At 42.8% G+C, this 11,739-nt stretch carries 7 protein-coding genes and 2 pseudogenes; 2 read left to right on the top strand and 7 right to left on the bottom strand.

From position 1 onward, the window contains the following. Nucleotides 1-186: 186 nt before the first annotated feature. Genes QZZ41_RS10430 through QZZ41_RS10410 form a run of 5 tightly spaced genes read right to left on the bottom strand, consistent with a single transcriptional unit; the run spans nucleotide 187 to nucleotide 6,784 of the window. Complete coding sequence (locus QZZ41_RS10430; protein ID WP_295066652.1) at nucleotides 187-1,491, bottom strand: HAMP domain-containing sensor histidine kinase; 1,305 nt, start codon at nucleotides 1,489-1,491, stop codon at nucleotides 187-189. Further along, complete coding sequence (locus QZZ41_RS10425; protein ID WP_295071526.1) at nucleotides 1,488-2,171, bottom strand: response regulator transcription factor; 684 nt, start codon at nucleotides 2,169-2,171, stop codon at nucleotides 1,488-1,490. Before QZZ41_RS10425 ends, QZZ41_RS10430 begins: the two co-directional genes overlap by 4 nt. 11 nt (nucleotides 2,172-2,182) lie before the next feature. Next, nucleotides 2,183-3,577: a C45 family autoproteolytic acyltransferase/hydolase gene (locus tag QZZ41_RS10420; protein WP_295071523.1), complete on the bottom strand. Its 1,395-nt coding sequence runs from the start codon at nucleotides 3,575-3,577 to the stop codon at nucleotides 2,183-2,185. A gap of 10 nt (nucleotides 3,578-3,587) precedes the next feature. Further along, a complete protein-coding gene (locus QZZ41_RS10415) occupies nucleotides 3,588-4,346 on the bottom strand; it encodes an ABC transporter ATP-binding protein (protein ID WP_295071520.1) in 759 nt (252 codons plus the stop codon). An 11-nt stretch (nucleotides 4,347-4,357) separates the two neighbouring features. Then, nucleotides 4,358-6,784 carry an ABC transporter permease gene (locus tag QZZ41_RS10410; RefSeq protein WP_295071517.1) on the bottom strand — a complete coding sequence of 809 codons (2,427 nt, stop codon included), beginning with the start codon at nucleotides 6,782-6,784 and terminating at the stop codon, nucleotides 4,358-4,360. A gap of 318 nt (nucleotides 6,785-7,102) precedes the next feature. On the opposite strand from QZZ41_RS10410, the gene QZZ41_RS10405 reads away from it, so the two are divergent. Together QZZ41_RS10405 and QZZ41_RS10400 are read left to right on the top strand one after the other, a co-directional pair. Next, nucleotides 7,103-8,362, top strand: coding sequence for a hypothetical protein (locus QZZ41_RS10405; protein WP_295071513.1), 1,260 nt, complete (start codon nucleotides 7,103-7,105; stop codon nucleotides 8,360-8,362). A gap of 256 nt (nucleotides 8,363-8,618) precedes the next feature. Then, nucleotides 8,619-9,095, top strand: coding sequence for an N-acetyltransferase (locus tag QZZ41_RS10400; RefSeq protein ID WP_295071510.1), 477 nt, complete (start codon nucleotides 8,619-8,621; stop codon nucleotides 9,093-9,095). Nucleotides 9,096-9,229: 134 nt separating this feature from the next. On the opposite strand, the pseudogene QZZ41_RS10395 reads toward QZZ41_RS10400, so the two are convergent. Next, a pseudogene (locus QZZ41_RS10395) lies at nucleotides 9,230-9,796 on the bottom strand (glycoside hydrolase family 16 protein); the annotation flags it as partial. A 1,383-nt stretch (nucleotides 9,797-11,179) separates the two neighbouring features. Next, a pseudogene (locus tag QZZ41_RS10390) lies at nucleotides 11,180-11,653 on the bottom strand (glycoside hydrolase family 11 protein); the annotation flags it as partial. Nucleotides 11,654-11,739: the final 86 nt, after the last annotated feature.

Here is an 11,739-nt window from a genome sequence, read left to right as displayed (position 1 = left end):
TATTATACGCCGTATAATATTGATTGTCAATACAATATTATGATTTTTATACCACTTTGTGCACCTGCACAATTTCACCCGCCATTATAGAGCTTCTCACTGTATAACTTGCACTATTGCTGCAAAAAAGAGCATATAAAAGCCCGTAAGCAGTTACCTCAACCGCTTACGGGCATAAAAACTATATCATGTATTTTCAATATAAATGACGAATTCCATTTCGGAAGTCTCTTCGAGACGTCTGACATAAACTCTGCCACCAAGAGCCTTTATAGTTTCATTGGCAACGTACATACCTATACCGCTGCCTTCTTTATCGGAAGCATTTGAACCTCTCCAGTAGCTTCTGAATATATAAGGCAGTTCCTTTTCTGGCAGAAGCTCGCCGCTGTTCCTTACAGATATGCCGAAACCCTCGTCTTGCTTTGTGAATGTCACCTTTATGCCTTTACCGTCACCATACTTCACAGCGTTTTCCAGTATCTGGCTTATAGTACGGTAAAGAGCGTATTTATCGCTTTCCATTACAGAACGGCTGCTGCACTCGACTTCAAATGGTATCCTTTTCATAGCCATTCTGTCTTTATACTCATTTCTCACAAGCTCAGCAAGCTCCATAACCGAGAAACGCCTTATCTCAAGATCGGCGACCGCAGCCGATGAAGCTGATGATCTGAGAAGTTCAGCCGCAATTGCTTCTATCTTCTCAGTATTTTTGTCAATTTTATCCGCAATATTCACTATCATATCATGGTCAGATGAATAAAGTCCTGTCCTTACTGCATCGGTATAAAGACGTATATTCGACACAGGAGTTTTTACTCCGTGTGCGATCGACGAAACAAGAGTACGCCTCTGTCCCTCAAGCTCATTTATACGCTTAGTGCTTGACGTAAGCACATCAGACAGCATATTCATACCCCATATATACCGACCGAAGTACCTGTTCCTGCTTTCGGGCAGCCTCTGTATATCACGCAGCCGAGCCAGACGCTCAGGATAGTCCGACAGCCGTCTGAACGGAACTATCACAGCAAACCACATATACAGCGCGTGAACAAGTATTATCAAAAAGCTGACTATTATAACGATATTTCCCACAAGGAGCACATGACCTATGTCATCTTCAATGTAGCAGTATTCAATAAAGCCTGTTATTTCACCCTTATCATTATATAAGGAGCAAAGTGCCCTGCTCTTGTCAACAGATGCATAAAAAACTTCTTTCCCGTCACTTTGAACAGGTATGAACCTGATATCATCAGGCAGGTCATCGCCGTACTCAATCTTCCATTTCCCCATATTCGAGGAGATCAGGCTTTCTGCGTCCTCACTGCCCTCGGCTATCATTGCCGAAATTTCGGAATTTATTCTGTTAACAGCTATGTTTCTGTCACTTATCTCAGCGGATATCAGCTTTCTGCACCCTATATTGAACCCCAGAGCTACAGCCGCAAGAGTGACCATAAGTATTATCATAATCTTCTTCATCGGCTTGCCCCAAATCTGTAGCCGACCTTCCAGACGGTCTGTATTATCTCGGGAGAATTCGGGTCTTTTTCAAGTTTTTCCCTCAGCCAGCGTATGTGTACACTTACCGTACTCTGCTCTGTAAAACAGTCGTAGCCCCAGACCGCGTTAAAAAGCTCGTCCTTGCTGACAGCTTCCCCCTCATGCTGCATGAGATACTGCAAAAGCTCAAACTCCTTTACATTAAGTTTAAGTTCTTTACCGCCTGATGTTACACGCCGCGAGACTGTATCAAGCTCCACACCGCAGCTTTTCAGTATACCTGTACTGCTGCTTTCGGCATTTCCTCTCTTCATAAGTGCCCGTATCTTCGCAGTAAGTACTCTTACCGAGAACGGTTTGTCGATATAATCATCAGCTCCCGTCTCATACCCGAGGAGCTTGCTCTCCTCATCGGTAAGTGCGCTCATCATCAATATAGGGATATCCCTTATACTGCGTATGGCTGTGCAGGTCTCATAGCCGTTCATTTTCGGCAGCATAACGTCCAGAAGCACAACTCTGCACTCTTCCCCTTCAAGCAGCACAAGGGCTGTCTCGGCATCAGCGCAAAGCTTTACCGAGAAGCCCTCATTTATCATAAAATCTCTTACCAGTTCCCCCATTTCGGGGTCGTCCTCAATGATAAGGATATCTGTCATCTTATACTCCTTTATTCCCAGCTTCCAAGGTCAATGAATTCAGGTTCTTCGGCAACGCCGTCTTTTCCCGTAAGTATCGCCTGAAGCGTATTTGTTGCATAGTCAGCGATCACCATATGCACCACACTGTCACTGCGGATATTCACCAGATCTTTATTGAGTTTTTCACAGGTCATAAGCTCCTTGAAATGATCCAGCGTAATATCCTTTTGTCCGCAGAAAAGCTGTTCATACCTCTTCCACCTTATTAAATTGCCCTCATTGTAAGTTATAAAATCGTTATTTCCCTCAGCAGCAAAGGAATTGACCGCACAAAGATAGTTCGGATCGCTCCATTTTACTGTTTCGTTGAGCTTTGTATCGCCCTCACGTAAAACAGTCTCTCCCTCGCCTTCCTCATCAGTAACCACGAGCTCTGCGATAAAAGCATCTTTTTTATCCGTAGCAAGAATATTCACACAGTAAGGATAGCTCTTTGAATTCTCCGCCAAATACTCTGCGCACTCTCTTGCGCTGCCCATATTTTCAAGTGCATATCTCATAGCATAGGTGTAGCTTGTCTTATTCTCACAGGTATAGTCTGCCCCGTCGCTTCCCACATCAAGCTCACCGAGGAACACGCCTTCTTTATTAACAGCGGTAAGTATTGGGAAAAATCCCATATAAGTAACAGCAGTAAAGCTCTTTTTACCGTTTTTATAGTGTACAAGAGTGTGTGCCTGACAGAGCTGATTTTCGCTTCCAAGCTGCCATTCAAGCACACGGCAGGTAATACGCTCACCCGAAGCTGTTGTACTGCCGTTTGCAGAGAGCGCACTGCAAGCCGTACCTCGCAGCACATCAGGGATAAGCTCCATTAAAATTACTTCACCCAGACATAGCTTGCCATTCTTTTCAAATTTTTCATCATCACTGCTCAATCTTTCTGCAAAGCCGTCAAGCTCCTGCCTGTAATCTTCATCAAGAGCCATGTAGATAGCTGTTGTGCGCTTTTCTATCTCTTCATATTCCTCATTTGAATCATTTGCAACTGCATTTATATTCTCATAAAGATACTGCTCCAGATACTCCGCATAATCAGGACGCGCAAGGAGTATAGCATCCGCGTAGGCAGCTCCTACGTCCTTATAGCTTCCCTTTTCATAGTCAAGAGTAACGTCATAATAACTGTCTTTTTGCTCTATCCTGCACAGTCCGTCAGCCGACTCATAAACCTCCTTTGTTTCCTCTTTTGTAGGAGCTATACCTTCATAGTGCTTTTCGGAAAAGACGTTTTCAACAGGCACAAGGCTGCTTTCGCCGCTTTCGGGAATATCAAAATCATCATAAGTAACTCGTCCGCAGCCGCTCAGCATCATCGCCGATAAGAGTACAGCGCAGACAGCCGTGATCTTTCTGCTTCTCATATTATCCCCCTTACCAGCCCTGCTCCATGAGCCAGTTTTTCAGCTTGCGCTCTCTTGTGGGGAGCTCCTCTTCATCTACAAGCTTGCCGAGATCCATTTCTCCCTGTATATCGCCGTCGATAAGGTAGAGCACCTTGTCGCTCATGGCTGCTACTCTTACGCTGTGAGTTACCATCATTATAGTAGTACCCTCACGGTTTGCAGCTGATATCTCCTTCATAACGTCTGCGGCAGCCTTTGAGTTCAGTGCACCTGTAGGCTCATCGGCAAATATCATCTTAGGCGAATTGATAAGTGCTCTGCACAGGCAGGCTCTCTGTAGCTGTCCGCCAGACACTTCGTTCACCTCATGCTCGGCTATCTCGATTATACCAAGTCTGCGCATGAGCTCCTCAGCTTTTTTATTAGCCTCATCGCGGGGAGTTCCTGCCTGATACGCAGGAAGCACGATATTATCGAAAACGCAGAGCTTCTTCATCATGTACATCTGCTGAAAGATAAATCCCATTTCATTAAGTCTCAGCTTTGAGAGTTCCTTTCTGCCCATTGAGCCGAGATCCTTTCCGCCGAAGTCCACAGATCCCGATGTCATTGCGTCCATGCCGCTGACTGTGTACAGCAGCGTGGATTTGCCGCTGCCGCTTGGTCCCATAATAGATACGAAATCACCTTTATTGAGGTCAAAGCTGACATTTCTAAGTACATTGTTGCTGTATTCCTTTATTATATAAGTCTTGCAAAGTTCCTTTACGGATAAAACCTTTTCCATAATGCTCTCCCTTATTCCTCTGATATTTTCCATATGCCGATATTGCGTATGCTTTTAAGTGTTAAAGCTACTGTCAGAAGTACCACACCGAGAATTATGAGCGGTATGATAATGAAGCTTACAGGTATCTCAAACAGGAAGTTGACTCCTGTCATCTCATAGCTCGCCATGAATTTTGTCATAAGCAGCTGACCGAGAGTCCTGAACAAAACCTCTGCCAGCACCACAGAGAATACGACAAGAACTGCCATTCTCAGAAGATGCCATTTTTTTATTGCACCGTCGGTAAATCCCGAGCTTTTCAGCAGAGCTATCTCGGGAGTCTCCTCCGTAACGAATACCGTAGAATAAAGATACGTTATAAGTATAAGAACAAAGATGACCGCACCGCCAAGTACATATTCAAGCAGAGCAAAGAGCCTGTCGTAATCCGCCATCATATCTTCCTTCAAGCTTTCCTGCCATGTTCTTATGGTCTCATTGCCGAAGAATTTCTTCATCTGCTTTACAATACCTGCCTTCTGGCTTTCGGGAGTATCAATAACATAACCGATCCAGTTCTTGGAGTATATTTTTTCTCCCTTTCGGTAATCCTTACCCATAATAATAGCAGGATCCCCTGCCTCACTATAGTCAAAGAAAGCAGTGATAACAAGCTGTCTTTTTACATCTTCGCTGTTGATACCGTCCTCGCTTTCTTCATGTATGCTCATATCAATAACATCGCCGAGCTTCATGCCAAGTTTCTTTGCAGTAAAATAGCTCATAGCCGCTTCATTTTCCAACTGAGGCATCTTTCCGCCATCACGGTATCTGAGCTTCTCAATCTCTCCGTCGCCCCATAATACGTCGAAATTCTCTTTTTTATTGCCTTTGCTGTCAAGAAGAGTGCCCCACGAATAATTAAGGGTATCAATATATGCAGGGAATCCGTTTTCCTTGAACATTTCGTTTAAAAGCACATCATAATTCTTGCCCTCAGCCTCGGAGCGTTTATCCATTTCTTCTCTGAACTCTCCCCTTATACGCACATCAAAGTCGATAGTATGATACATGAACAGCTTCATATATTCCCTCGAAATGATACTGTTGCGCACATTGTAGCAGAGCAGTATTATAGCCGCACCGAGAGTATAAGCGATTATCAGGAAAATGTACCTCTTGAAGCGTCCGAGTATATCCGTTAATGCAAGGAAAAACGGCACTGACATCTTCTTTCTCTTGTGCAGGAACAGCGGAAATCCCTTGCCGAAACGCTCACCGCGGTTCTCACCGTGTATCGAGTCTATTACCGATATCTTGTTTATCCTGCGCATGACCATGAGCGAGAAGCCTATCATCATGGCTATGATAGCCAGTACTGCGACAATACCGATAATAACTGTCTCATACCTCTGAGGCAGTATTACATTTGCATTGAAGAGATTGACAACATATCCCGAAAGCGGTATGCCTGCGGCTATGCCTATTGCACCGCCTATAATGGCAAAAGCTATGTATTTCGCAGCAAACAGCCACCTGAAGCTGAAGGAATCGACACCAAGAGCCTTCATCATGCCTATTTCCTTTTCCTCGCTCTTCAAGTCGGCTATCATAGTAAATCTGATAGTCATAAATATGATAGCGATAAGGAAAACACTGATTATCACTACAAATACCGATACAATTGCCTGCATGATAACATCATCGTCCGTATTATCATATTTCATATACATAGGACAGATCAGATCTTCTGCTTTCAGTGTATTATGCAAGTCATCCATTTTAACGGAATTACAATCCTTCATATACAGACCATAATCCTTAATTTTTATTACTTCATCCTTGGTAAGTATATCATAATCCTCATCTGCAACGATTATACGCCTTCTGCCCGGGAAGCCGCTTTCCTTGAAGAAACAGGCTACCTCAAGCTCATATACATCTCCCATAGATGTTGTGAACTTCACCTTATCGCCCACTCGCAGTCCTATGCTTGTGCTGAAATCCACAGGACAGGCTATAGTGCCGCTTTTAAGATAAAACGGTTCATCATATATATCGTACAGGAGATCAAATTCACGCGGCAGCTTCATAAAATATGCCCGCCACTTGAAAAAATTGTTGGTCTCGTCCTCCTCGATACGGGGAAAACCTATCCTGAGCATATCTATCTTCGTCATATCACAGGAATGATACTTCTCCACATCTTTGTATCCGTCAAGGATACTCTCGATCTGCCTGATCTTTTCATCGCTGGCAGCAGTTTTGGCAGGCACCATCATTTCCAAAGAACAGGTATTGCACATTTCCGCCATTCTCTTTTCACCTGTCAGATAAGAGAATATCTCCACAGAGCCTGCAAACACCAGCACTGATGCAACAGTTATGAAAATAAACAGTATCACATTCAGACCTTTTTTGCATTTAAGGTCTTTTTTCAGCATCTTAAAGAACATTTTCTACTATCCTCCGCTGTTGTTATTTGTTTTTTACTGTTATTATAATATCATAAAGAAGTTTAAAAAGTCTTTAAATATTAAAAAAATTTCTCACCATATGATTATACCATAATATAACTGTAAAAACAACATTTGCAGCGGTGTGTATGATATTATCATTTTTTCAGACAGTTTTCACACGTATTTCATCTTAGTCTGCCAAAATAGCAATAAGAGAGATGACAGAATAACAATTATGTGATATAATAGATGTAAACACTCATTATATTTTATCTGAACAGCTTTGACAGATAATAAAAATATGGAGGTCAAAATATGAAAAAGCTAACAGCTCTTTTATTTGCAGCTGCACTTCTTTGCGGATGCAGTTCAAAAAACGAAAAGGATAGCGGCGGCAATACAGCTTCAAATACAAATCCTACCACTGCTGCATCAAGCAGTGATACTTCCGAACCCACCACAGAATTTGACGATATGCATATAGATACTTCCTATGAGGATCCTGTTGAAGGCGAATCTATAGACGTAACAGAAATGGAAGACGTAAGTTGGGACAAGCTCTACCGTCAGGAGCTGGAGGAATTCAAGAAATCCTCTGATTATGATGATACAGCCCGCTTCACTGTTTATGACGTAAACGATGACCAGATTCCCGAGCTCATCATTTCATACGGTCCAATGGGCAACAAGACTTATCTTCTCAAATCCCTGAATGATACCGACTACACAGAATTTGAAAAGATTGAAAACTGCGCAGACCTCTGCTACGTAATGAACAGAAGTCTCCTTGTTACATACAGATACAACGACGCTGAGCATATCCAGACTGTCCAGCTATACCGTCTCAAGAATGAAAAGCTCCCTAACGTATACACATATCAGCTCACAGATAATACCGCTATGGTAAACGGCAAGGAAGTTACAGAGGACGAGTATACAGAAGAGTATAACCACTTCATCAACGGCGTTATAAAGTCTGTGGGTATGGATCACAGCTTCGATGATGATATCATCAATGCAGCTCTCGGACAGGCTAAGGACTGGAAGGAAGCCTACTGTGCTATACTCAACGACTACCTTAAATATAAGAAGGAAAACGATGATAACCACTTCTCACTTATGGATATAACAGGTGACGGTGTTCCCGAGCTTTTCGTATCAGGCGGATATCATTATGCACCATACGTTGATATCTATGCATGGAACGGCTGCCCTGTACCTGTAGGTACTTTCGGTGCTGACGGTACTGTGCTTTTCAATGACGAAAACGGCGAGGTATCCACCAAGTTTGACGGTCCGAGCTATACATCAGGAAGCGTTTACACATTCTCCAATGTTTTCAAGTTTGAAGAGGCATTTACCTACGGCAACAATGAAAACAGCAAGAAAAACGATGAAAACGTAGAGCTGGTATATTACCTCAACGGTGAAAAGACTGATAAGGATAACTACGAAAAGACCGTCAAGGAGCGTACATCAGGCAAGTACTATGTTCTCGGTCAGGATAACGACATCACAGAAGAGACCATAAAGGAACTTGCAGGGGGCAAATACAAAGAAGCCGAAAAGAAATAATACTTTAAAGGGGGATAAAATTTAAGGGATATGCAGAATAAAGCCATAGTAATGTAATATCCATGGCTTTCAAATCCATATAAAAAGAATGTCATTTTTCAAATAATACTTTCCAAATTTACACTACGATCTATTTTACATTTTTAGTAACATACATATAAAAAGCTTTCCTTTGAACTGTCATTTTTTCAACTGATATTTAAAGGATAATAAGCTTTCTATCATAAAATACATCACACCATACAAGGAGAAAACTATGAAAAACAACATTCAATTTAAGGGCAAACCATCCCCAAACGACATTTCTTTTATCCGTATCAAGGATCATAACAGGATCAAAAGAACATTACTGGAGTTCAATGACGGACTTCCGCCGCTTCAGGGCGAAGAGGAATATGTGGATTCCGTTTCCGAAAAGATAGCCGCTAACGGCATCGTATACCGCTTACAGACAAATACGAAGCATATCGGTTTCTTTTCACTTTATGCAAATGACCATACGACTCAGACAGCATTTATCTCATTTATCGCAGTCGGACCTCAGTACAGAAACGAAGGATACGGCAGCAAATTATTGAATAAGGCTATACTTACTGCAAAAGAAAATGATATGAAAACTTTGAGACTTGAAGTATTAAAGTATAACACAAATGCTCAGAGATTCTATAAAAAACATGGTTTTACTTTTGCAAGTGAAAGCGAAAACAGCTTTTATCTTGAAAGGGCAATTTAAGACCTGCTTAAATTGTCTCACTTAACAAATTACTTGACACAACAAAAACCGCGCTTCTATTAAGAAACGCGGTCTTTTTTATAGGCAAACACCTATTTGGCATTTATAAGCTATTACTGCTTGTTGTAAGTAGCCCACTGATAACGTGCTGTGAGAGGAGTCTTTCCGTCGTAGTGACCAAGCCACTCATCAACACCTATTCCCGGCCATGCATTCATCATGATCTTACCAGGCGTCTGAGGAATGTTATCATAAGCTGTGTATACTGCCTTACCGTCAACATACCATGTTATATGGTCACGCTGCCAGTCGAAGCCGAATGTATGGAAGCCCTGTGAAGAGTCGAAACCGAGGTCGTACATCTTCTCGTGATTTCCCTGTCCGTTTGTATAGTAGTTGAACTGAACCTTTGTAGTATCCTTACCGAGGATCTCGATATCGATCTCGTCCCAAGGATTACCGTCAGACTCGCCTGTGTATGTGAAGAATGATGAGTTTACACCTGTGTTCTTCATAGCCTGCATAGATGTCTCATAGTAGCCGAAGCCGTAGAAATCGTTGGTTCTGTACTCAGCACCTGCATAGTGATACTTGCCTGTGTTGTCTCTGTCGATTGTAAGCTCGAGAGCACCGTTTCTGAAAGCAGTCTGTGACTTGTACCAGCCGCAGTCGAAAGGATCGCCGTTTGTCCAGCCGTCAGAAGCTATAAAGTAACGTGATGAACCTGTTCTGAAGTCATCTGCCATTGTAGCATTGCTGTTGAAGCTGCCTGTAGATGCACTGTTGTTATTGCCCTGATTCTGGTTATTGTTCTGCTGTCCCCAGTTGTTCCAGTCGTTGTTCTGGTTCCAGTCATTGTTTACAACACCATTCCACTGGTTGTTGTTCTGGTTATTCCAGTCCCAGGTCTGCTGTCCCTGGTTGTTCCAGTTATTCCAGTCATTGTTCTGGTTCCACTGGTTATTGTTGTTCCAGTCATTATTCTGATTCCACTGGTTATTGTTGTTCCAGTCATTGTTCTGGTTCCACTGGCTGTTATTATTCCAGTCGTTATTCTGATTCCACTGGTTATTGTTGTTCCAGTCATTGTTCTGGTTCCACTGGTTGTTATTGTTCCAGTCATTATTCTGGTTCCACTGGTTATTGTTGTTCCAGTCGTTATTCTGGTTCCACTGGTTATTGTTGTTCCAGTCATTGTTCTGGTTCCACTGGTTGTTATTGTTCCAGTCATTATTCTGGTTCCACTGGTTATTGTTGTTCCAGTCGTTATTCTGGTTCCAGTTGTTCTGGTTATTCCAGTCCCAGTTATTATTGTTCCAATCGTTATTTACAACACCGTTCCACTGGTTATTGTTCTGGTTGTTCCAATCCCATGTGTTGTTCTGGTTCTGATTGTTCCAGTTATTCCAGTCGTTATTCTGACCCCAGTTGTTCCAGTCATTGTTCTGGTTCCACTGATTGTTATTGTTCCAATCATTGTTCTGATTCCAGTTATTCTGGTTATTCCAGTCGTTATTCTGGTTCTGATTATTCCAGTCCCAGTTATTCTGGTTCTGATTATTCCAGTCCCAGTTATTCTGATTCTGGTTGTTCCAGTCATTGTTTACAACGCCGTTCCACTGATTGTTGTTCTGGTTGTTCCAGTCCCATGTGTTGTTCTGGTTCTGATTGTTCCAGTTATTCCAGTCATTATTCTGACCCCAGTTGTTCCAGTCATTATTCTGGTTCTGCTGTCCCCAGTTGTTCCAGTCGTTGTTCTGGTTCTGCTGTCCCCAGTTGTTCCAGTCATTGTTCTGGTTCTGCTGTCCCCAGTTGTTCCAGTCGTTGTTCTGGTTCTGCTGTCCCCAGTTGTTCCAGTCGTTATTCTGGTTCTGCTGTCCCCAGTTGTTCCAGTCGTTATTCTGGTTCTGCTGTCCCCAGTTATTCCAATCGTTATTCTGCTGTTGGTTGTTGTTCTGGTTCCAGTCATTGCTCTGCTGCTGATTGTTTCCGCCGCCTGCGCCTTCTGTAACAGTTACGCTCTTTACGTTAGCAGAACCGTTTGATCTGTAACCTTCGATGTTAAGTGATACTTCGTAAAGTGTACCTGACATATCGAGACCTGCTTTTTCCCAAGCCTCGAAGTGCTTTGATACGTCGATTGTACCCTTCATGTAGTTTGTCTGATTATTAGCTGAACCGCTTGTAGTACGAACGCTCCAGTACTGTGGGAATGTTGCTGTACCGTCAAGTGATGGCTGATTATAACGCATTGACTTGCGGATATCGTATGTATTGCCGTTAAGAGTTACTGTACCCTTATTCTCTCCATCATTTCCGGGTGGTCTCCAGTCGCCCCAGCCTTCAACGATGTAATATTCCATGAGAGGATTTCTTGTCCATCCGTAAACGCACATATAAGAATTTCCTCTTGGTGTGTATTCTACATCATATGTGAGAACTATGTTGCCGAAAGCCTTATAATTCTTCTTCTGGCTGTCGTAATTCTTACCCATACGAGCAAGGAAGTTTTCGATATTGCTCCATGAGCAGGTGAAAGAACCTGCACCGGGATTCATTGATGCCTGTCCCTGACCGTTCTGGTTCCACATCTCGTAGTCGTATCCGCCGATATTACCTCTTGTCTGCTGGTCAGCAGCTGAAG

It is taken from the genome of Ruminococcus sp. (assembly GCF_016283395.1).
The sequence above is the reverse complement of the archived record's forward strand: the minus strand, read 5'-3'. Positions and strand labels throughout refer to the sequence as shown.

Bases quoted from the DNA above. Each gene is read 5' to 3' on its own strand.
- QZZ41_RS10430 (WP_295066652.1), bottom strand. From the start codon at position 1,491: ATGAAGAAGATTATGATAATACTTATGGTCACTCTTGCGGCTGTAGCT.
- QZZ41_RS10425 (WP_295071526.1), bottom strand. From the start codon at position 2,171: ATGACAGATATCCTTATCATTGAGGACGACCCCGAAATGGGGGAACTG.
- QZZ41_RS10420 (WP_295071523.1), bottom strand. From the start codon at position 3,577: ATGAGAAGCAGAAAGATCACGGCTGTCTGCGCTGTACTCTTATCGGCG.
- QZZ41_RS10415 (WP_295071520.1), bottom strand. From the start codon at position 4,346: ATGGAAAAGGTTTTATCCGTAAAGGAACTTTGCAAGACTTATATAATA.
- QZZ41_RS10410 (WP_295071517.1), bottom strand. From the start codon at position 6,784: ATGTTCTTTAAGATGCTGAAAAAAGACCTTAAATGCAAAAAAGGTCTG.
- QZZ41_RS10405 (WP_295071513.1), top strand. From the start codon at position 7,103: ATGAAAAAGCTAACAGCTCTTTTATTTGCAGCTGCACTTCTTTGCGGA.
- QZZ41_RS10400 (WP_295071510.1), top strand. From the start codon at position 8,619: ATGAAAAACAACATTCAATTTAAGGGCAAACCATCCCCAAACGACATT.